Source organism: Fibrella rubiginis (assembly GCF_017353185.1).
Classification (GTDB): domain Bacteria; phylum Bacteroidota; class Bacteroidia; order Cytophagales; family Spirosomataceae; genus Fibrella; species Fibrella rubiginis.
Genome location: NZ_JAFMYV010000014.1, coordinates 44,019 through 66,303, shown reverse-complemented (window position 1 = coordinate 66,303; position 22,285 = coordinate 44,019). Strand labels below are relative to the sequence as shown.

General features: G+C 51.4%; 17 protein-coding genes. 3 read left to right on the top strand and 14 right to left on the bottom strand.

What is annotated here, in order from left to right:
* Positions 1 to 65: 65 nt before the first annotated feature.
* From pseI to J2I47_RS22815, 13 genes are all read right to left on the bottom strand, one after another.
* A complete protein-coding gene (gene pseI, locus J2I47_RS22875; RefSeq protein WP_207366939.1) occupies positions 66 to 1,121 on the bottom strand; it encodes a pseudaminic acid synthase in 1,056 nt (351 codons plus the stop codon).
* 6 nt (positions 1,122 to 1,127) lie between these two features.
* Positions 1,128 to 2,492: a GNAT family N-acetyltransferase gene (locus J2I47_RS22870; RefSeq protein WP_207366938.1), complete on the bottom strand. Its 1,365-nt coding sequence runs from the start codon at positions 2,490 to 2,492 to the stop codon at positions 1,128 to 1,130.
* A complete protein-coding gene (locus tag J2I47_RS22865) occupies positions 2,455 to 2,802 on the bottom strand; it encodes a hypothetical protein (RefSeq protein ID WP_207366937.1) in 348 nt (115 codons plus the stop codon). Before J2I47_RS22865 ends, J2I47_RS22870 begins: the two co-directional genes overlap by 38 nt.
* Before the next feature lie 50 nt (positions 2,803 to 2,852).
* Complete coding sequence (gene pseG, locus J2I47_RS22860) at positions 2,853 to 3,827, bottom strand: UDP-2,4-diacetamido-2,4,6-trideoxy-beta-L-altropyranose hydrolase (RefSeq protein ID WP_207366936.1); 975 nt, start codon at positions 3,825 to 3,827, stop codon at positions 2,853 to 2,855.
* A gap of 103 nt (positions 3,828 to 3,930) precedes the next feature.
* On the bottom strand, positions 3,931 to 4,632 hold the full coding sequence (gene pseF / locus J2I47_RS22855; RefSeq protein WP_207366935.1) for a pseudaminic acid cytidylyltransferase: 702 nt from the start codon (positions 4,630 to 4,632) through the stop codon (positions 3,931 to 3,933).
* A gap of 155 nt (positions 4,633 to 4,787) precedes the next feature.
* The gene (locus J2I47_RS22850; protein ID WP_229374891.1) at positions 4,788 to 6,491 is read right to left on the bottom strand and encodes a hypothetical protein; all 1,704 of its coding nucleotides are present in this window, start codon (positions 6,489 to 6,491) and stop codon (positions 4,788 to 4,790) included.
* Complete coding sequence (gene pseC / locus J2I47_RS22845; RefSeq protein ID WP_207366934.1) at positions 6,488 to 7,663, bottom strand: UDP-4-amino-4,6-dideoxy-N-acetyl-beta-L-altrosamine transaminase; 1,176 nt, start codon at positions 7,661 to 7,663, stop codon at positions 6,488 to 6,490. The genes J2I47_RS22850 and pseC overlap by 4 nt, the downstream gene beginning before the upstream one ends.
* 83 nt (positions 7,664 to 7,746) lie before the next feature.
* Entirely contained in the window at positions 7,747 to 8,763 is a 1,017-nt protein-coding gene (gene pseB, locus J2I47_RS22840; protein ID WP_207366933.1) for a UDP-N-acetylglucosamine 4,6-dehydratase (inverting), read from the bottom strand.
* A 141-nt stretch (positions 8,764 to 8,904) separates the two neighbouring features.
* Entirely contained in the window at positions 8,905 to 9,801 is an 897-nt protein-coding gene (locus J2I47_RS22835) for a hypothetical protein (RefSeq protein WP_207366932.1), read from the bottom strand.
* Positions 9,802 to 9,861: 60 nt separating this feature from the next.
* Entirely contained in the window at positions 9,862 to 10,041 is a 180-nt protein-coding gene (locus J2I47_RS22830) for a hypothetical protein (protein WP_207366931.1), read from the bottom strand.
* Positions 9,974 to 10,309 (bottom strand): BrnT family toxin, encoded by a 336-nt coding sequence (locus tag J2I47_RS22825; RefSeq protein ID WP_207366930.1) that lies wholly within the window; start codon positions 10,307 to 10,309, stop codon positions 9,974 to 9,976. The genes J2I47_RS22830 and J2I47_RS22825 overlap by 68 nt, the downstream gene beginning before the upstream one ends.
* Before the next feature lie 70 nt (positions 10,310 to 10,379).
* Positions 10,380 to 11,906: an MBOAT family O-acyltransferase gene (locus tag J2I47_RS22820; protein ID WP_207366929.1), complete on the bottom strand. Its 1,527-nt coding sequence runs from the start codon at positions 11,904 to 11,906 to the stop codon at positions 10,380 to 10,382.
* A 32-nt stretch (positions 11,907 to 11,938) separates the two neighbouring features.
* Positions 11,939 to 12,934, bottom strand: coding sequence for a glycosyltransferase (locus J2I47_RS22815; RefSeq protein WP_310587716.1), 996 nt, complete (start codon positions 12,932 to 12,934; stop codon positions 11,939 to 11,941).
* A 149-nt stretch (positions 12,935 to 13,083) separates the two neighbouring features.
* Here J2I47_RS22815 and J2I47_RS22810 point away from each other — a divergent pair, with 149 nt between their 5' ends.
* The 3 genes from J2I47_RS22810 (at position 13,084) to J2I47_RS22800 (ending at position 17,747) form a co-directional block, all read left to right on the top strand.
* Positions 13,084 to 15,036 carry a KUP/HAK/KT family potassium transporter gene (locus J2I47_RS22810; RefSeq protein WP_207366928.1) on the top strand — a complete coding sequence of 651 codons (1,953 nt, stop codon included), beginning with the start codon at positions 13,084 to 13,086 and terminating at the stop codon, positions 15,034 to 15,036.
* 87 nt (positions 15,037 to 15,123) lie between these two features.
* Positions 15,124 to 16,185, top strand: coding sequence for an NAD-dependent epimerase/dehydratase family protein (locus J2I47_RS22805; RefSeq protein ID WP_207366927.1), 1,062 nt, complete (start codon positions 15,124 to 15,126; stop codon positions 16,183 to 16,185).
* A gap of 578 nt (positions 16,186 to 16,763) precedes the next feature.
* Positions 16,764 to 17,747, top strand: coding sequence for a GlxA family transcriptional regulator (locus J2I47_RS22800; RefSeq protein WP_207366926.1), 984 nt, complete (start codon positions 16,764 to 16,766; stop codon positions 17,745 to 17,747).
* Positions 17,748 to 17,839: 92 nt separating this feature from the next.
* On the opposite strand, the gene rpoC is transcribed toward J2I47_RS22800, so the two are convergent.
* On the bottom strand, positions 17,840 to 22,192 hold the full coding sequence (gene rpoC / locus J2I47_RS22795) for a DNA-directed RNA polymerase subunit beta' (protein WP_207366925.1): 4,353 nt from the start codon (positions 22,190 to 22,192) through the stop codon (positions 17,840 to 17,842).
* Between the last annotated feature and the right edge of the window lie 93 nt (positions 22,193 to 22,285).

Genomic DNA, 22,285 nt, shown 5'->3' with positions numbered 1-22,285 from the left:
GTTTGCACATGGTGCTCTAGCGTCAGCAAACCCTTTTCTCCATTCTCCCTTTCCTCCCTTTCTCCTTAGTTGATTAGCTCCCACGCCAAGGCCGTACCCGCCTGAATGGGTCGGGTGGCGGTTTTGGTGAGGATTTCGTCGTAATGGCGGGTGTGGAGACCGTTAGCGGGTCGGATACTGCGAACGTTTTCGGGCGTGAACGGTTCGCCCGCCGCCATGTCCTTCACAACATAGAGTGACCGCTTGAATTGCAGGCTTTTCATTTCTTTGGGCGTGGGTGTGTAGCTCACCTGGCCCAACGCCAAAAACGCCCGTTCCGACTCCACAACGAGGTTTTTAAGCTCGTCGGGTTCCAGCGAAAAGGCCGAATCGACGCCGCCATCGGCCCGGCGGAGGGTGAAATGTTTTTCCAGCACCACCGCCCCCAACGCCGTAGCCGCCACCGACGCGCCAATGCCCATGGTATGATCAGAGAGGCCCACGGGCACGTTGAAGAGCGTACTCATGTGCGGAATCGTCAGCAGATTGGTGCTTTCGGGCGTGGCGGGGTACGTACTGGTGCATTTAAGCAAAATCAACTGTTCACAGCCATGATCCCGCAGCACCTTCACTGACTCGGCAATGTCGGCCACGGTAGCCACGCCGGTGCTCATAATGACGGGCTTACCCGTTCGGGCTACCTTTTTGAGCAGGATGTGATCGGTGTTTTCAAACGAAGCAATCTTGTAGAGCGGCACGTTTAGCGACTCCAGAAAATCGACCGCGGTGGTATCGAACGGGGAGCTAAAGGCAACCATACCGTGTGCTGATGCCCGGTTGAAAATGGGGCCGTGCCATTCCCAGGGTGTATAGGCATCCTGGTAGAGTTTGTACAGGTTCTTGTCGGCCCACAGCGATTGGTTGTCGCGAATAAAAAACTCGTCGCTTTGCCCATTAAAGGTAATCGTGTCGGGTGTATAAGTCTGGAGCTTCAGGGCATGGGCACCAGCCTCTGCCGCCGCATCAACCAGCGCCAGCGCCCGGTCGAGCGACTGATTATGATTCCCCGACATCTCGGCGATGACGAAGGGTTTATGCTGCGGGGAAATTATATGGTTGGCAACCTGAATGGGTTGGAACATGCTAATCTAAATCTGTTCAATGTTGAACGTCAAACACAGTGCGTTTACCCCAAATTTACGGCTTTCGTGGTCGAAATGGAATCCGGCCCGCTCGAAGGCACGGATGGAGGCCACGTTTTCAGGCTTGATATAGGCTGATATAGGGATAGCATGCCCCGCCGTGGCGGGGCTACCCCAACGCTCCCGACATACGCCCACTCCTGCCCGGATCAGGGTTGACGCCAGCCCTTTTCCCCGAAAAAACGCGTCGAGCGAAATGCCGATGATGACTTCACCATCAGGCCGTTTCTCAAACCGTACCTGTCCGATTGGATCACCACTTGGCACCTCAAACACCAGCAACAGGGCATTGGGATCGGCTAGTTTTCGGGTGAACCAGGTCACATGGTTTTCCCATGTAATGGGCTCCGAATTGAACGATTGCTGGCGGGTGGCGGGGTCATTAGCCCACTCAAAGTAGAGTTGCGCATCGTCGGCAGTAGCTAACCGGGCGTGATAATCGGGCGGATTTACGGTGGCCAAAAACCCATCGATAAACGGTTGGCTAGCTCCGCGTAAGGTCATTCGTTCAAGCAGTTTTTCTGTAACATACTTATGCTCAGTCTGTTCTATTTCAGTTAGCTTCCGTTCGCGGTAGTTTTTGAGCCTGACTAACGCCTCCGGTTGGGCCTGCCATTCGCCAGCTATGCCTGTGTTGCTGTAAAGCTCTTCTGGTACGCCACTCCCTTTCGGGCGGGCATAAAGATGAATCTGGTCAACCACTAACTGTTGTTGAAACAAGGCTAGATTTTGGGGGATTTCGTTAAAAACACGGTTGTGCGTTTCCATACCTACCCACCGGCCGGCCCCCTTGATAGTCAGTTGGTCTTCGTACCGTCTGTATATACCCAACCGACTTTGTTCAGCAGGCACGGCCAACACGCTCACCTGGATGGTATATCCTGCGCTACGAAGCCGTTTCATCGTAGCCAAAATTGGTGCCGGATTTCCCCCCAACGTGCCGTCTAACAACAAGTTACGTTTGTTACCAACAGCTGCATTAATCAGTTTCTGTTGCCAGATGACCGTGTCGGGATTAACCAAAAAAGACGCCCGGTCGGCGTCTGTTCGTTGTAAATTCGCAAAAGCCGGGTGGTATTCCCGGAGAGCATCCGAGTTGATTAATACCACCCCACCCCTATCGGCAAACTGTTTCAACTGATACTGCGCTAACCCTGACTTTCCGCTACCCGGCTGACCACCCAGAAATAAAGCTGTTGGATTCGTGACGGAAGTGGAATTGCGTAATGAGCGGGGACTAATGTACCGGTCAAATATGATCTGATTATCAATTTCAGATAGCAGAAACTGGTCTTGGGTTAGCTGAGGCATTCGTGGTTTGGCCGTTTGATTCCAGACTGGTGTTGGCTCTGTATTCCGCAGTCAGGTCGCTGATGAGCTGTTCAAGAAAAGCGAGGTCGCTCCAATCGTTTGTATGGATTATTTCCTGTAGATGATCTGCTCTGTTGTTCCACTCGGCTATGGCAGCTACATCTGGCTCAGGGCTCTTTTCTTCTGAAAAACTTAATCGGGCATAGATACCCGTAAGGCTGGTAATGAGGTCATAAGCCGACTCAGTCAGCGCGAATCGTTGATAGCCCAGCGGGTCATTGGTGGCGGGATCGGGTGCTGCGTTCATCATAGCTTCGTTGCGGTTGCTTATTAAAGGTACAAAAAATGTACCCAGTTGGTTTACGCGCACAACTGCGTGAACACCTGCCTATAACGGTCGGCGGCCTTACCGTCGAAGACGAGACGCTGCTTAAAAACGGAGGGCGTGAGACGGGCTTTTTTCACAGCCAGAGCTAATTGTTCAGCATTGATCGGCAACGTCAGGGCACCCACCGCCAAATGCCGATCACGCATGAACGAAATCATACGACCTTGATTATCAGCCGTCTGAACAACAATCATTGGACGGCTAATTGATGCCACTTCATACGCTATCGTGCTGGCGGCTACTACGCTGAGGCCACTGCCGCCAATAGCACGGGCCATTTGCTTGGCACTCAAGTTTTGCTGTATACTCAACTGCTCTTTCGGAAAATCGGCGAACGTGTCGGCGTGTGGGTTGGCCGCACCCAGGGCCAGCGTAATCCGCAGGTTAGGGTTAATGCTCAGCAGCAGGTCAACCACCTGATGACTGACGTTGTGTAGATCAGCCCCCCCCATGTTCACAAACGCCTTGTTTTCGCCGTCTTTCGGCTGCGTTTTTTGCACAAATGCAGGGTTGACCAGTGCGTAATGCGTACCAAGCAGCAGGGTTGTGTAAGGTTCAGTCTCATACTCGGTGGCAGTGACGTCGCCAGCATGATTGATAACTACATCGGCCACCTGATGTCCCTGTATTAGGTCGTCGATAAAGACAAGCTTATGGGCTTTTTCGCGCACGGCCCGTTGGAAGGCCTCATCAAAATCATACCCGTCCAGCACCACAACATCGTTGTCTGAAACGTGTGTCAGCAGTTCGGCTATGTTATTTGACCCAAGCGCAATCACCGGTAAACTCTGCTTAGCCAGCAACTTCAGCACGGCATCAGACGGGTTCTGTATGGCAAACCGCCGGTCAAAAGATTCGCCGAGCATTTCGGCGAGGGCCAAGCTACGCATAATGTGGCCCAGGCCGGTTTGGGTGGTGCCGTCGGCGCGGAAGAGTAACTTTTTCATGAGGAGGCTGGAAGTAACGGTGTCGATACAATAAAGCGTATGGACAAAGCTACTACAGGAACGGTGTTCTACTCACCAGCGTGTAGACTTGTGATAAACCGGTCTACTTACTGGTCCGTTGCTGCCACAAAAGGCGGTATTTCAGTTCGGCCAGGTCCCAATCAGCAGGGGTATCAATGTCCTGCGCCTCCAATTCCGACAGTTCAACGCCACCCGTGTTGGCTGTAATGAGTTGACCGTTTTCCAAAAACCGGGGTACGTTGAAGAAATAAAACTGCCCCGCATCGTGGAAAACGGGCTGCAAATCCTGCGAACGGGTCAGGGCGTGTTCAGGCTGTAACCAGGTGAGTCGATCCTGTTGGAACGTAACAGCACGCTGCACCGGAAAGCCGTAGCGCACCACTGGAAATACGGTATCGAACCCGCCCGTTTCCAGTTTGCCGAATGCTTCACGAAGCCGCTCAGTTGTCACGAGCGGGGCAGTAGCATAGAGGCAGCAGGCCCGGTCGAAGGTGTGGCCGTGATGGGCATAGGTGGTTAGCACTTCGGTCAGCACGGCGGCGGTGGTGGCGTGATCAGTAGCCGCATCGGCAGAACGGACAAACGGCACCGAAGCACCGTAGAACTGCGCCATCTGCGCAATTTCGGCATCATCGGTTGACACCATAACTTCATCAAACAAACCCGATTCCTGTGCCGCCCGAATGGAATAGGCAATGATAGGGGTACCCAAAAACGCCCGAATATTCTTCCGGGGAATGCGCTTGCTGCCCCCACGGGCAGGAATAATGCAGATGGTTGGCATATAAATTGACCGCAGATTGAGCGGATTTTTTGGACAGGATCGGCAGGATTTCAGGATGCACAGGATTCGTCTGATCCATTTTCAGGAAAAAGCAGGAAGATCCTGTGCGTCCTGAAAACCCCTCTGATCCTGCCCGAAAAAGGCCTGCCAATCCCTTATTGTTTTATCAATCTCCCCGCCGAAAAACGGCCTGATTTCACGAATAGGGACATTTTAGGCGTTTTACTCTGATAGGAAATAATGGCTATAAAGCCGGTGTCTTTGTCGTTGGCCGAATCCGCTTTCTCAAGGCGTTGGTGGAACAGCGTGGTGTAATACTGCCAGCCATTGGGGGTTTCTATACCAACGAAGGTGTCATTAAAATTCGCCTTTCGTCGGGCCACTTTCGCCCATCCGCTGATCACTACAAATCCGTCGCGCTCAACGTATTGATCAATCCCGTATTGCAGCGAATCGCCGGGTGTATTGACGGGCGTGACGGAAACAGGTCGACTCTGCAACGCTGCCAGTGACTCTTCTTTTGGTTTGAACGTCATCCGTTCCGCCATAATACCCAATTGTTGCACCGGGTTATACTGCGGCGCACTACCCCGTACCTGCCCTACTTGCCGCCAGAGTAGATTATCAGTCTGTTTCAACTCCCGGAACCGGACAATTTTGCTGTGATACGTCCAGTTCGAAACAAGCCAAAGTCCAGCCGTAGCAACGGTAGCCAGGCGGATAACGATGGTTTGCATGTCTGGCGGAGCGTTGCTCCGCCGTATTAATCGCCCACGGCGGAGCAACGCTCCGCTAGACAGTGCCTCAACCACTGTCAGATAAACCGCAGCTATATGCAGGGCCGTGATGTTGCGGTAGCGCGAAGCAAAGACAATGCTGGTGTCATTCTGGATGCGGTTTACGGCCAGCATGAGGCCCGACAAATGCAGGAAAACAAGCAACCAAAACAAGGTGGGATTGGTCTGATCGTAGCGGATCAGCAGCAAATAAAAAGTCCAGCCGATAGTGAAACTGCCGAGCAAAACAGGTAACCAGGGAACGGCGGGATGGTACACCAGCGCACCCAGAAACGCGGTATCCAACGCCAGCAGATGGCCTACTGTCGACGGGCTTAAACGTGCTGAAACAGCCCCCCCTGAAGGGTTTTGGTAGTTTTGAAAATAGAAAGCAAGTGCCACAACGGCCACGGCAACTGTGCTCAACATCCACCGCCAGCGTTGTTGAAACGCCCAGCAAAGTACCAGCAAGGGCAGCACGACAATACCATTTCCGTTGGTGAACAGGGCTACAAGCCCCATCAGGATAGCCCAGCCTTCGCGTTGCCGATTAGCCAGATAAAACGCCAGCAATGCCAACGCCGGAGCACCCACGTTTGACACCGCCACAATGCTCCAAAACGCAATGTTCCAACCCTGAAACTGGAAGAGAAGAAAGAGGACGGGCAGGAAAAGTAGGGCAGACAGCATACCATCTTCTTTGTCAGCAACTTCGTCAAGTGGCGTTTGACTTCGTGCCGGTCGCCCTTTAACTCCAGTTTGCCAAAGCACCCAGGCCGTAAGCAGCAGAAAAAATAGCCCCACGTACTGCAACACGCGAAAGTCGACGGAGCCAGTGAGGAGCACATTGGCCCAGGCAATACCCTTAGCCAGCACAAGCCGGTGGAAATTGTTCTGCTCCATCAGCAGGGCCACCTTCTCTCCCACTGTTGTGGCAGCGGGCAGTTTATTCAGAAAATCGACCACCACGGGGTAGTCGTCCATGTACGGAAAATCATAGGCGTACCAAAGCACTGTACCAATGTAATACAGCACCGGCAGGGCCATCAGAGCCAGACTGAGCCAGCGCAGGCCCCGTTTCATCGACCCACGAATGCCAACACGGCATCGATCACATACTGCTGCTCGTCGTCGGTGAGTGTGGGGTACATGGGCAAGCTTAGACAACGACTGTAGTAGCATTCGGCCAGCGGGAAATCGCCGGGACGGTTGCCCTGCTGTTGGTAATAAGGCATGGTATGCACTGGAATGTAATGCACCTGCGCAAAGATGTTTTTGGCCCGCAGGTGATCGTACAGCCCTTTCCGATTGTCGGTTTGAATCACATACAGATGATAAGCGTGGCCCACGTTTTGGGTTGGACGTATAGTTGCCACGGCTGTTCCGGCAAAGGCGTTGTCATAACGAGCGGCGATCTCACGACGACGGGCCAGCATGGCGTCGGCGCGTTGTAACTGGCTAAGGCCCAGTGCCGCCTGCATGTCGGTAAGGCGGTAATTGTAGCCTAGTTCCCGCAACTGCATATACCAGCCGCCGCGTTCGGGTTCGCCGTCGTAGGGGGGCGTAAAATCACCGGGTTTGTTCGTGATACCGTGGGTACGCAGGCGCATCAGGTGATTGTACAGCGCTTCGGTGCCTGCCGTAATCATGCCCCCTTCGCCGCAGGCAATGTGCTTCACCGGGTGAAAACTAAAGATGGCCAGATCAGCCAGTGACGAGTCGCCACAACGGTGTGAACCACCGTTGGCATCTACGAATGACCCGCCCGGCGAGTGGCAGCTGTCTTCCAGCAGCCACAGTCCATGCTCATCGGCCAGGGCACGGAACGCGGCCATATCGACGGGATACCCGGCGAAATCGACGGGGATTATTCCCGAAAAATAGCCACGTGGGTGCGCTTCGATCAGTTTACGGACGGCGTTGATGTCCAGCAAAACCGTGTCGGGATCAATGTCGGCAAAGACCACTTCACCACCGCAATAACGTATGCAGTTGGCTGATGCAGAGAAGGTTATAGATGTCGTGATCACCCGTGTACCTGGCCCAACGCCCAATGCCATAGCGCACAAATGCAGGGCAGCAGTACCATTGGAAACGGCCACGGCATAGGGTGCGCCAATGTATTCGGCAAACGCTTTTTCAAACGCACCAATGCTGGGGCCCTGCGTGAGCATGGGTCCGCGCAGCACATGAGCCACGGCGGCAATGTCTTCCTCCGTGATGTGCTGCCTGCCGTAGGGGATGGGGTTGTTCATAGAAGACATTAGCTATTGGACGTTGGACATTGGACATTGGATACTAGACATTTGGTGGTCCAACATCCAATGTCCAATATCATTTACGCAGTAAACTCAGCATCTACATGCTCCCGAATCTGTTCGCGGATCTGTTCCACGTTGAGCCATTCGTCGTTGGTGCCGGAGTTGTATTTGAAGCCCTCGACCACGCGCTTGCCATTAAACGCCTTCAGGTAATCATCCACATCCCAGGTGGGGGTTGAGGGCGTAATGACGTAATACCGATCCGTCTCGACGGTGTTGAGTGAATCGGTTTCAGTGATCATTTCCTCATGAAGTTTCTCGCCGGGACGAACGCCCACCAGTTTCTGTTCGCAATTGGGGCCAATGGCCGTAGCGAGTTCGGTAATGCGGTACGACGGAATTTTGGGTACGTATATCTCACCACCCCAGGCATGTTCCAACGCATAGAGCACCATCTCAACGCCATCTTCGAGCGAGATGTTGAAACGCGTCATGTCGGGGTGAGTGATGGGCAGCACACCTTCTTTACGCTTTTCCAGAAAAAACGGCACCACCGATCCCCGCGAACCAATGACGTTACCGTAACGCACTACCGAGAAGGTCAGGTTACGGCTGCCTTTCATATTGTTGGCGGCCACAAAAAGCTTATCTGAGCACAGCTTGGTGGCACCGTAGAGGTTGATGGGGGCGGCAGCTTTGTCGGTCGAGAGTGCCACCACGCGTTGTACACCATTGTCGAGAGCGGCGTTGATCACGTTTTCAGCCCCGAAAACGTTGGTCTTGATGCACTCCATCGGGTTGTATTCGGCAGCGGGCACCTGTTTCAGTGCGGCGGCATGAATAATGACGTCGATACCCTCGCAGGCCCGTTTCAGGCGTTCTCCGTCGCGCACGTCGCCGATGAAGTAGCGCATGGCTTTGTACTTACTGGTCGGAAACGTCTGACTCATTTCAAACTGCTTCAGTTCATCGCGCGAGTAGACGACAAGGCGTTTGATGTTCGGGTGGCGGGCAAGCACCATCTCAACGAACTTCTTGCCAAACGAGCCGGTCCCGCCGGTAATGAGGATGGATTTATTGGTTAAATCAAGCATGCTATGGTAATGTACAATGAACCGCAGCGGCGGACCGCAATGTATAATGTACAGTGATCCCTGCTAATGGCAAGTGCTCAACCTACATCAGGCGTCATTGTACATTATACATTGCGGTCCGCCGCTGCGGTTCATTGTACATTAAATTTTTATTCGTGTAAACGCATCAACGTAGCTTTTGGCACTGGCGTTCAGGACGCGGACGTTCATATACTGGGCGTAATCGCGGAGGATTTCGTAGCTATAAAAGGCTTTTGACAGCGACGCAAACTGCGCTGACATCCGCGACGTTTCCTTTTTTACAACGTCGTAGATCGGAATGTGCGTAGCATCGCCGGGTTTGTCGTAGAAATGTTCCTGCTTCATCAGCAGTTCATTAGCATCCGAAACACGGATTTCTTCATGCCACGAATGATCAGCACCGAAGAGGTAGATATCGGTAAACCGGCGCGTAATGGCAAGGTAGAGCGAGGCTGCCAGAATATTCTGCGACTGTGGCATACCCCACCCTTTTCGGAATACGAAATGTCGGAACCAGGCGTAACCGCGCACTACGGTATAGTTGTAAAAAACGGTCTTAACCTGGTGGCTTATGCCATTGGGGTGTTTCCCAGTCAGTTGCTGCACCAAATAGCACCCCCGGGCCGACTGCGGCACAAACAAGTTCATGGGCCAGGTGGTCATGTTGACTAAGCACCGGATAGTCTTCTCTACGTCTTTCCGGTCGTTATTCTGTTCGCTATAGAGGAAAAACGCCGGGTCGAGCAGGGCGTAGTTCATGGGTTGCAGCAGGGCATATTCAGGCGAAGAAGCGAAGTTATTGACGCAATAAAGCTCTGCTTCGCGGATAAAGGCCAGGTCGTTTTCCAGCGACTGTCGCAATGACGGGCCATTGCCCAAAATAGCGCAGACCGGCCGCTGTGGAGCCGGTATATCAACCGAAAAGCGCGATTTAATGAGAATTTTCAGCAAAGAAGCCAGTGTACTGATGAACGTAGTTATTTGTCCACTAACCGCATTGACAAGATTTTCTAACATGAATGGAATATAATACTGCACCGAATGCGCAGTGGTGAACCGTTGGCTCGGCAGGCGAAATTACTTCATCGCTTTGGCAGCTTCAGCAGCAATTACCTCTGCAAGCGAGAGATAAGGTCCCTTATGGTCAGCCCACCGATCACCCGATTCTGCCAGTTCAGCCGCTGTATGGTTATTCTGGATCACCCGAACTTTCCGGGGTTGGGTTTTCGATTCCTTTTTGTTCGCAGATCTGAGCATAACGATCTTGTTCTTTTCGGCTGGCTGGTCGGCAACTGAATGGTCGAATTTGGCCATTCCTAATCGAAAAAGCAACATACAGCAACCTGTTTTGGTTGCTTCGGCCTACGGCATGGTACTGCTGTTCACCCCGATTGTCTACCCGGTCCGGTAATGCACTAAAGGCAGGATCAGTAAATAGGCTCTCTAGTTCATCAATCGTATTTCCTCTTTCTGGATAGTCACTGATAATATGGCGGGTATTGCCATTGTCCCATTGAAACTGCATAGGCGTGCTGGTTTACCTATACTGCTGCTCTAACCGCCAGGTGAGCCGCGATGCTCACCTGGCTACAAAGTCAGAATTGGAAATAGATAAATTGATTCGACGTAAACACGCCGAATAGGTAGGTTAGGAAGGCGATAACTCCAAACAGGGCAAAAAACCGGGGCGTACTATGCGTGGGGATCACTAGGTAACGCCATTCTTTGACCAACAGCAACCCAATCAACGCCAGGCTAAACCACATTTCGGTGGTATTTAAGGGCGATTTGATCGGATCGAATAGCGACAACGTACCAATTTTTTTCAGAATCAATAATGCCGACCGTACGCTGGTAGCCCGGAAAAAGACCCACGTCAACATCACCAACACAAACGTTATCAGCACGTTGCCGATGCGCCATACATGGCCTGTGCTATTTACCGATGCCACATTCGTTCTTCCGTCCCTGCGGCCCCCCTTTCCTTCCCCCAACCATTTATCCCGCAAGCCTGCTGCCACCTGATACACGCCGTGCAGGCCGCCCCAGATCACATAGGTCCAGTTGGCACCGTGCCAGAGTCCGCTGGCCAGAAACACCAAAATCTGGTTGACATTACGCCGCGCTTCGCCCTTGCGGTTGCCACCCAGGGGTATGTAGAGGTAATCGCGGAACCAGGTCGAAAGCGAAATGTGCCACCGCCGCCAGAACTCCGTGATGGACCAGGCCATATAGGGCGCTCGGAAGTTTTCCATCAGGTTGAAGCCCATCACCCGCGCCGCGCCAATGGCAATGTCGGAGTAGCCCGAAAAGTCGCAGTAGATCTGGAACGTGAAAAAGAACGTGGCCACCAGTAGGCTCAGGCCGTTGTGGGCGGCGGGGTCGCCATAGGCTTGCCCTACCACCACAGCCAGCCGGTCGGCAATGACACATTTCTTAAAAAAGCCGAATGCCATGCGCATCAGGCCTGCCTTAATGTTCTCGAAATCGTAGGCAAAATGGGCATGAAACTGGTGCAATACGTTCTGCGGACGTTCGATGGGGCCGGCTACGAGTTGTGGGTAGAACATAACATAGAGCGCGTAGATGCCAAAATGCCGTTCGGCCTTCTGATTCCCCCGATACACCTCAATGGTGTAGCTCATGGCCTGGAATGTGTGGAAGGACAGACCAATGGGCAGGATGTTCATGTTGTCTTTAAAGCCAGCAATACCACTCTGCCCGAAAACAGCAATCACCTTCAAAAACAGCCGGTTAGCCAGTGATGTTACCTGCTCAGCCAGATGAGGCTGGTCTACTAATCGGAATAGTCCGGCGATGTTTTCGGTGAAAAAGCCGAGATATTTAAAGAACGCAAGAATACCGACATTAGAGAGTAATGATATGATTAACAACCACTTACGCCGTGGCCCTATTGGTGTTTTTTCTAACCAGATGCCCGCGATATAGTCGATCACGATGGTCAGAAAGAGAATGAATATGTAGGTAGGCTGAAAAACGGCGTAGAAGTAGCACGAGGCAATCAGTAACAGAGACCACCGCCCATTGCCCTTTGGCAGGCTGTAGTAGGTGAGGGTAACGGCCGTGAAGAAAAGTAAAAACTGGAGCGAATTAAACAGCATAAGTGGCGGGCAGGAACCAGGGGGCGGGCAAACTAAGCAATTGGCGCAACGCTGTTGACAGCGTAGATGACATCAACGCGTTCGACAAAATCACGGTATTGCTTGGCTGGCAAAAAGAACTGTTGCGTCCGATAATTCAGTACGATAAAAATCAGCAGCAGTGATATCAGAAAAGCTTGCGCAAGGACAATGAAGAAGGAGAAAATAAGGTAACTCGCCCAGGTTGCCACTACCAGTTGAGTGAATATGCGCAGGTATGCCACCACGCCAATACCCACAAATGAGATGCCTATAGACAGGACACTGAACAGAGCCAGACGCACGGCCGTGGTATCCATGAGTACCGAAACCGTACTAAGCCCATGCAACACCAGTGAGACAAAATTCATTTTTGACGTACCCGCCAGTCGGCTTCCTCGTTCAATGGGAATAGCGGTGTAGGGTAGCCGCGACCGGATTATACCACCTGGGTAATTGTTCCAGATTTCGGAGACATGCGCGAGTTTTCGCACAAGCTGGGCCGGAACCAGACTGAAATTACCGAAAGTAATGACCTTACCCGTGAGCAGCCGAAAAATAGCTTTATAGAACAGATAAAAGAATCGAAAAGCAGGCCCTTCATGGCGTTTGGACCGGTGCGCAAACACGATTTTATCGGGCTGTTCTACAGATGCATTAACCAGCTGAATAATATCAACGGGCAGGTCTTCACCATCACCATCCATCACCACGGTGGCGTACTGTTCTGGCTGGTCGGCCAGATAAGCAAGCCCCAACGCAATGGCTTTCTGATGCCCAACATTGCGGTACAGACGAAGAATAGACAGCGACGATCCTGATGGTTTTGGGCAGCTGAATTCATCACTGGCTGAGCAGTCGTCGATTATCAAAAAAGCAAAACGAGACAACAAAGCGGGAGGTACAGTCTGATCAAATTTTTGCAATAATAGCGTGAGTGCTTCCCAATCATTGAAAAGCGGAATGACGATATTGATAGACAACGGCAGTTTCGGCGAATGGATCGACACGGCATGCAGGTTAAACTGACGTAAAAATAGGCGATTATGCGACGCAACACAGGCTGGCACCGTTTTGCCTTGAAGAACATTCTGTATGTTCCCCTGTTATCTTTGCGCGCGTTTAATCAAACTGACGAGGGTCGTTTGATAGCCATTTTATGGAAGACAAAAAACATATAGATACCGTGTCGGCAGCTGGTTTGCTGGTAGCCCTCGGTATTATCTACGGCGACATCGGTACGTCACCGCTCTACACACTTCGGGCAATCGTTGGCCCAACAAATGTTATCAATGCTGACGTGGTGAAAGGTGCTCTTTCCTGCATCTTCTGGACCCTCACGCTACAAACAACCGTTAAATATGTAATTCTCATTCTGCGTGCAGACAACCGGGGTGAAGGCGGCATTTTTGCCCTGTATGCGCTTGTACGTCGTCACGCCCGCTGGCTTACATTGCCCGCCATCATTGGCGGTTCAGCCCTGCTTGCCGATGGCATTATCACACCACCCATTTCCGTTACGTCGGCAGTAGAAGGGCTTCGGCAACTTTACCCCATGATCACCGAATGGGAGATCATCACAATCGTGATTGCGATCCTGTCGATGCTGTTTCTGATTCAGGCGTTTGGTACCAGCGTGGTGGGTACGGCTTTTGGTCCAATCATGATCGTCTGGTTTGGCATGTTGGCTGTACTAGGCATTGGTAGTGTGGTAACAGACCCTACCATTCTGACGGCACTGAACCCCTACTATGCGTATGAATTGCTGGTAGAATATCCGGGCGGTTTCTGGTTGTTGGGCTCGGTTTTCCTTTGTACTACCGGCGCAGAGGCACTCTACTCTGACATGGGCCACTGTGGTCGGGCCAACATTCGGGTAAGCTGGGTATTTGTCAAAATTTGTCTGATCCTCAACTATTTCGGGCAAGGCGTATGGTTGCTGAAGCACGCTGGCGAGAATTTGAACGAGCGCATACCGTTCTATCAACTCATGCCATCGTGGTTTCTAACCGTCGGTATCGTCATTGCCACCTCAGCCACGGTAATTGCATCGCAGGCGTTGATTAGTGGTTCGTTTACGCTGATTAGCGAAGCCATCCGGCTCAATTTCTGGCCTAAGGTGCGGTTGCGCTACCCGTCAGTACAAAAAGGGCAAATCTATGTACCCAGCGTAAACGGCCTGCTCTGGATGGGGTGCGTAGGCATTGTGTTGTGGTTTCGCGAGTCGAGCAATATGGAAGCAGCCTATGGGTTAGCCATCACCCTGACGATGCTGATGACCACTATGCTTATGGCTTATTACCTCTACAGCAAAAAATATCAGGCCTGGGGAGTAGTGCTGTTTCTATCCGTTTACCTGGCTATTGAAGGGTCGTTTCTGGTAGCGAATATGATCAAGTTCACGCATGGCGGTTATGTGTCGTTGCTGTTGGGAGCTACCATTGCGGGCGTGATGTACATCTGGCTACAGGCATTCCAGATCAAGCTACGCCTCACCGAATACGTCCGCATCGACCACTATCTGCAGTCTTTGAAAGAGTTGAGCCGCGACATTAGTATTCCTAAATACGCGACTCATATTGTATTTATGAGCAACGCAGCGCGGCAGTCGGAGATCGAGTCGAAGATTATTTATTCCATTTTCCAGAAACGCCCCAAACGAGCAGACATCTACTGGTTCGTTCATGTCGATACCACCGACGATCCCTACACGATGGAATATAAAGTGAACACCATCGCCCCGGATGATGCCTACAAGATCACGTTTAAGCTTGGTTTCCGGGTCGAACAGCGGATCAATCTGTTTCTGCGAAAGGTGATTGAAGATATGGTGCGCAACAAAGAAGTAGACATTACAAGCCGCTATGAGTCGCTGAACCGGCAGAATGTGATTGGCGATTTCCGATTTGTAGTACTCGAGAAGTTTCTTTCGTTCGAAAACGACCTGCCTACGTTCGAGCGCATTATTATGAACGCGTACTTTTCAATCAAAAATTTTACTACGCCCGAAGACCGCTGGTTTGGCCTCGACAGCAGTTCAGTCAAAGTCGAAAAAGTACCTCTTGTTATTCGCCCCGTCGAAAACATTTCTCTTAAACGTATACCATCTTGAGTTTGCTGTTTTCAGTTACGCTGATATTGAGCAGGGTTACTTTGATAAGCAACGCAACTGAAAACGGTAAACTGAAAACTGTAAACTATGAAACTCCTGATTACCGGCGGTGCCGGATTTGTTGGTTCTGCGCTGGCTATGTCGCTCAAGCGCAACTACCCCGATTACACGATTTATGCCCTCGATAACCTGAAACGGCGTGGTTCTGAACTAAATATCACCCGTTTACGGCAGGCAGGCGTCGAATTCGTCCACGGCGATATCCGCAGTAAAGAAGATTTCGATGTCATTCCCGCCGTTGATGCTGTAATCGAGGCCTCAGCCGAGCCTTCTGTATTAGCTGGTTTAGATGGTACACCCGACTACCTCATTAATACCAACCTCTTCGGTACGGTTAATTGCCTCAACTTCGCGCTGAAGCACAAAGCCGCGTTTATCTTTCTGTCTACCAGCCGGATTTACCCCATTAAGGCACTTGAAAACCTGAACTTCAGGGAAGGAGCAACCCGCTTTGAACTGACGGATGACCAACCCGTTCCAGGCGTTTCGAGCAAAGGCATCGCTGAGAATTTCCCCCTAGACGGAGCACGGTCGCTGTATGGCACTACCAAACTGGCGTCGGAGCTGCTGATTCAGGAATACAATGAGTTCTACGGCCTGAAAACTGTTATCAACCGTTGTGGCGTGATTACCGGCCCCTGGCAGATGGGCAAGATCGATCAGGGCGTGATGGTGCTTTGGGTGGCTAAACACTATTTCGAGCAGCAATTAGCCTACATTGGCTACGGCGGTACTGGCAAGCAAACCCGCGACATGCTTCATGTAGACGACCTTTATCGGCTTATCGACTGGCAACTGCACAACCTCGACAAGGTGAACGGCGAGATCCTGAATGCGGGTGGTGGCGTAGACAGCAGCGCATCGTTGCAGGAGCTAACTAAAATTTGTCAGGAGGTAACGGGCAAAACTATTCCGATCCGTGAGGTACCCGAAAACCGCACCGCCGACATTCGCCTCTACATTACCGACAACACCAAGGTGACAGCCCTCACTGGCTGGAAACCCGAAAAAGGGATGCGCGAAATTGTGGCCGACATCCACGCCTGGCTCGACGAAAACCGCGCTGCTCTGGAGCCAATTTTGAAGTAAAAACTAACCTTTATGTTTAATAAAAAGGTCAATCCATTCCGGATTGACCTTTTTGTATAACTGATATAGTAAAGAGCAATCATGGGTTCGCACTAATGCCCGTCACTCTACCAGACTTTTTGTCAACATAGACACTCATATTATCTGGAACAAGCCAATATGATTGACGATACAGATATATGGAATCATCTCGACCATCTGGAGAATTTAGGGAAGGAGGCATAGCCAATCGCTGCCTTGGTAAGCCCATTATATGTATCACTGTTTCTTTACTCATACCAACTTGCACACGCTTTATACGCTCTTCGGGTGTCTCTGAACTACAACCCAAAACACAGAAGACGAAAACAAGTGCCAAATAAGTTTGCGTAGATATCCTTTGGTTGACCCTCATCAGTACTGCTTCTAAATTTTACCAAAAAGTGCAAAATTCAACTAATGGTAGTGTGCTAAGACTTTACCTGAAACTCTTTGTCTGGTTAGGCTGTCAAACGGCGCAATAATGGCAACAATTACTTATTTTAGGGTATTGCCATGTCGTTAATGGCTCTTCTTTTAACCGGAAAACAGGATAAAACATGAAAATAATCTCACTACTCGTTTACGAAGATGCGGTACTATCGTCAGTTTCGGGGGCTGTTGACTTGCTGACTGCTGCCAATGCTTACCTGCAACAAATGGGCGAACCCGCTGCATTCTCTATAGAATTGGTAAGTGAGAAAGAGCGAAACATTCAGCTAAATGTACCTGCGCAGTTTGTCTGCACCAAAACGCTCGATGAAGTCACAGCCACTTCACTAGTCTTGGTACCTGCCTTTTATACTAGCCCCGACGATACGCTAGCCAAAAACGGGGCCATTATTGACTGGATTAGGCGTAGGCATGCAGAAGGCATTGAGATAGCCAGCCTATGCAAAGGCAGTTATTTCTTGGCCGAAGCCGGCATTTTGTCGGGTAAAACCTGTACGTCACACTGGATGTCGCTCGACGATATGCAACGCCGTTACGCCGATGTACAAGTATTAAAAGACAGCGTCATGACCGACCATGACGGGATTTATACCAGTGGTGGTGCCCTTCTTTCGTGGAATTTAATTCTCTACATTATTGAAAAATTTTGCGGTCGTGACGTTAGCATTGGCGTCAGCCGAATGTTCAATATTGACCTGGACAGGGCTAGTCAGGCGCATTTCGTTGTTTTTCAGGGCCAACGGCAACATGACGACGGCGACATTCTAAAGGCGCAAACATTCATCGAGCAGAATTTTCACCTGCCCATTTCTGTCGAGCAGATTGCCGAGCGGAGCAATATGAGCAAACGCAATTTCATCCGGCGGTTTAAGAGTGCTACGCAAAATACACCCCTTGAGTACCTGCAACGGGTAAAAGTAGAATCGGCCAAAAAAGCGCTCGAAAGAAACACGGACGATGTAGCTTCTGTCATGTATAACGCGGGCTATAATGATACCAAGACCTTCCGTAAGGTGTTTAAACAAGTCACAGGACTGACACCTCAGGCATACAGAAAAAAATATAGTCGCGACGGTATCCCGTCGCGATAATGGACTAACAGCTTACAGCAAAAAAGGCCAACCCAGTTCTGGGTTGGCCTTTTTTACACTATCGACTGCCCTAACGGACTATCTATGTTACGTTAAACGGTTGCCCGTTTTTTGCTCTTGGCTGTAGTGAACTGCTCTTTCGATTCAGTGATCACGTCAAGCTCTTCCTGTGATCCAACAATGGTTTGCAGGTACCTGCGTGTACCCGTACCAGCCGGAATCAGGTGACCCACAATCACGTTCTCTTTCAGGCCCTCCAGATGATCCTGCTTACCCCGAATCGAGGCTTCGCTAAGCACCTTAGTGGTTTCCTGGAACGAGGCAGCCGAGATGAAGCTGTCTGTGCCGAGCGACGCCTGCGTAATACCCTGCAACACCGGCTGCGAAACCGCCGTCATAGCATCACGTACCGTTACCGTTTTCAGGTCGCGGCGTTTCAGACTTGAGTTCTCATCGCGCAGACGACGAGCCGACACGATCTGACCAGGCTTCAGGTTTTCCGAATCACCGGCCTCCATGACCACTTTGGCGTCCATCATCTTGTCGTTCTCCTGGCGGAACAACCACTTATCAACTACCTGCCCCTCCAGGAAGTTAGTGTCGCCAGAGTCGGTGATTTCAACCTTCTGCATCATCTGCCGAACAATCGACTCGATGTGCTTATCATTGATTTTCACCCCTTGCAGGCGGTACACTTCCTGAATCTCATTCACCAGGTACTCCTGAACGGCCGTCGGGCCCTTAATGGCCAGAATGTCGCTCGGTGTGATGGCCCCATCCGACAGCGGTGCACCCGCCCGAACAAAGTCATTGTCCTGTACCAGAATGAACTTGGCCAGTGGTACAAAGTATTTCTTCTTCGTACCGTCTTTCGACTCGATAAAGATTTCGCGGTTACCACGCTTGATCGTGCCATACGTAACAACGCCGTCGATTTCCGAAACGACCGCCGGGTTCGACGGGTTACGGGCTTCAAACAGTTCTGTTACCCGTGGCAGACCGCCCGTAATGTCGCGGGTCTTACCTACGTTACGTGGAATCTTCGCCAGTGGCTGACCAGCCATAATCTTTTGACCGCTCTTCACTACCAGACGAGCCCCTACAGGCAGGTTATACCCTTTTTCGGTCACATCATCCAGCAACGTTGTCGTACCATTAACAACAATCGATGGGTTCTTGGCTTTGTCACGGGTTTCAATGATCACCATCTCCTGGAAGCCCGTCTGTTCGTCGAACTCTTCCCGGTAGGTAATACCGTCTTCAATGGCATCAAATGAAACCGAACCGGTCAACTCCGATAGGATCACGGCGTTATAAGGATCCCAAACGCAAAGCTCGTCGCCCTTTTTCACCATGTCACCCTCTTTCACCCGCAGGAAGGCACCATAAGGCACGTTATTGCTGATAAAGACCAGGTTAGGATCGGTTGGCGAGACGATTTTTACTTCGCCCGAACGGCCCATAACAACCGTTTGTGCATTGCCTTCGCTGTCCTGAGAGGCCACCGTCCGCATTTCCTCGAACTGCACCACCCCATCAAACTTGGCTTTTATAGAGGCATCAACCGCAATGTTCGACGCCGTACCACCTACGTGGAAAGTACGAAGCGTTAGCTGTGTACCTGGCTCACCAATTGACTGCGAAGCAATTACGCCCACAGCCTCACCGATGTCGACCATGCGGCCCGTAGCGAGGTTACGGCCATAACATTTGGCGCATACACCCACCTTAGCTTCGCAGGTAAGTACCGAACGGATTTCCACCATTTCAATGCTGGTTTCGTCGATCTGAGCGGCAATTTCTTCCGAGATCAATTCACCGGCACCAATAATGAGCAACGGCTCACCGTTCTCATCTTTATTCAGCGGATCGTAGATATTGTGCACCGACGTACGGCCCAGAATACGCTCCGACAGTGGCTCAACAATATCTTCATTGTCTTTCAGCGCTAATGTCTGAATACCCCGCAGCGTACCACAGTCGTTTTCGCTCACGATCACATCCTGCGCTACGTCGTGCAGACGACGGGTCAGGTAACCAGCATCAGCCGTTTTCAAGGCGGTGTCGGCAAGACCTTTCCGGGCACCGTGCGTTGAGATAAAGTACTCCAACACGTCGAGACCTTCTTTGAAGTTCGACAAAATCGGGTTTTCAATAATCTCACCCACAGAGCCTTGCAGGTTCTTTTGTGGTTTGGCCATCAGACCCCGCATACCACCCAACTGACGAATCTGCTCGCGCGAACCACGTGCGCCAGAGTGCATCATCATGTAGATTGAGTTGAACCCTTGCTGGTCTGCCTCAAGCTGCTTCATTAGCGTCTCCGTTACCCGTGAGTTCACACGTGTCCAGATGTCAATCACCTGGTTGTAGCGTTCGTTCTCAGTAATGAGACCCATCAGGTAGTTATCCCAAACGCCCTGTACGTCGTTCTTTGCTTCGTCGACCAACCCCTGCTTTGCTTCAGGGATCTTCACATCACTCAGACCAATTGACAGACCACCTTTGAAGGCCTGCTGAAAACCGAGTTCTTTAATATCGTCAAGGAACGCCGCCGTTTTGGCCACACCCGCAATCTTAAAGATCAGGGCAATGATTTGTTGCAGCTTTTTCTTGGTCAACAGTTCGTTGATGAAGCCAACTTCGGCAGGCACCCGCTGATTGAACAGCAGACGACCAGCTACGGTCTCAATAATCTTCGACTCCAACTCGCCCTGCTCGTTCCGCACGTTCACGCGGCACTTAATGTTGGCGTGCTTCGAAACTTTGCCTTCATTAATGGCGATCACCACCTCCTCTGCACCATAGAAAGTCATGCCCTCACCAGCAATGGGATATTCCGGTGTTGACTTCCGACCCTTGGTCACATAGTATAGACCTAACACCATGTCCTGCGACGGTACCGTAATTGGGGCGCCGTTGGCAGGGTTCAGGATGTTGTGCGAAGCCAGCATCAATAACGACGCTTCCAGAACGGCTTCCTGGCCCAGTGGCACGTGAACGGCCATCTGGTCACCATCAAAGTCAGCGTTGAAGGCCGTCGTTACCAACGGATGTAGCTGAATCGCTTTACCTTCGATCAACTTCGGCTGGAACGCCTGAATACCCAATCGGTGCAGGGTTGGCGCCCGGTTCAGAAGTACAGGATGTCCTTTCAGCACGTTCTCCAGAATGTCCCAGATAACAGGGTCCTTCCGATCAACGATCTTCTTCGCCGACTTCACCGTTTTCACAATACCCCGCTCAATGAGCTTACGAATGATAAACGGCTTGAACAACTCAGCGGCCATGTCTTTTGGCAGACCGCATTCGTGCATTTTCAGTTCAGGACCTACCACAATAACCGAACGACCAGAGTAGTCGACACGCTTACCAAGCAGGTTTTGCCGGAAACGCCCCTGCTTGCCTTTCAGCATGTCAGACAGCGATTTCAGGGCACGGTTACCTTCCGAACGCACGGCGTTTACTTTCCGCGAGTTGTCGAAGAGCGAGTCAACGGCTTCCTGAAGCATTCGCTTCTCGTTGCGCAGAATTACTTCGGGTGCCTTGATCTCGATCAGGCGCTTCAACCGGTTATTCCGGATAATTACCCGACGATACAAATCGTTCAAATCGGACGTGGCAAAACGGCCACCATCCAGGGGCACGAGCGGACGCAGTTCGGGTGGAATAACCGGCACCATACGGATCACCATCCACTCAGGGCGGTTCTCCACACGGGTATTGGCTTCACGGAACGCTTCAACTACCTTTAACCGCTTCAGGGCCTCGGCCTTACGCTGTTGCGACGTGTCGGTGGCGGCAGCATGACGCAGGTTATACGACAGTTCGTCGAGTTGTACACGCGACAACAGCATCTCCAGCGCATCAGCCCCCATCTTGGCAATAAACTTATTGGGGTCTTTGTCGTCGAGGTGTTGATTGGTAGCCGGCAGTTTGTCGATGATATCGAGGTACTCATCTTCCGTCAGGAAATCGAGTTCATTGATGCCATCAGCGGCTTTAACACCTGCCTGAACTACCACATAGCGTTCGTAGTAAATAATTTGGTCAAGCTTCTTGGTCGACATGCCAAGCAGATAACCGATTTTATTGGGTAGGCTACGGAAGTACCAGATATGCGCAACGGGCACCACCAGTTCGATGTGACCCATACGCTCACGGCGTACCTTCTTCTCGGTTACTTCCACCCCGCAGCGATCACAGATAATGCCTTTATAGCGAATACGCTTGTATTTACCACAGTGGCACTCCCAGTCTTTCACCGGCCCGAAAATCCGTTCGCAGAACAGCCCGCCCATTTCAGGCTTGTATGTCCGGTAGTTGATAGTTTCGGGCTGGGTAACTTCGCCGTATGAACTCTCCAGAATTGACTCGGGCGATGCCAGGCTAATGATAACGCTGGAGAAATCGCTGTTGAGTTTCTTGTTCTTCTTAAAAGACATCTGTTGGAGATTATATAGTTGAAAAGTGTCCAAAGCCTAACCGCACCGGCTGACCGGTCCAATGTCTAAAGTTGCGTTACACACGGGCAACGC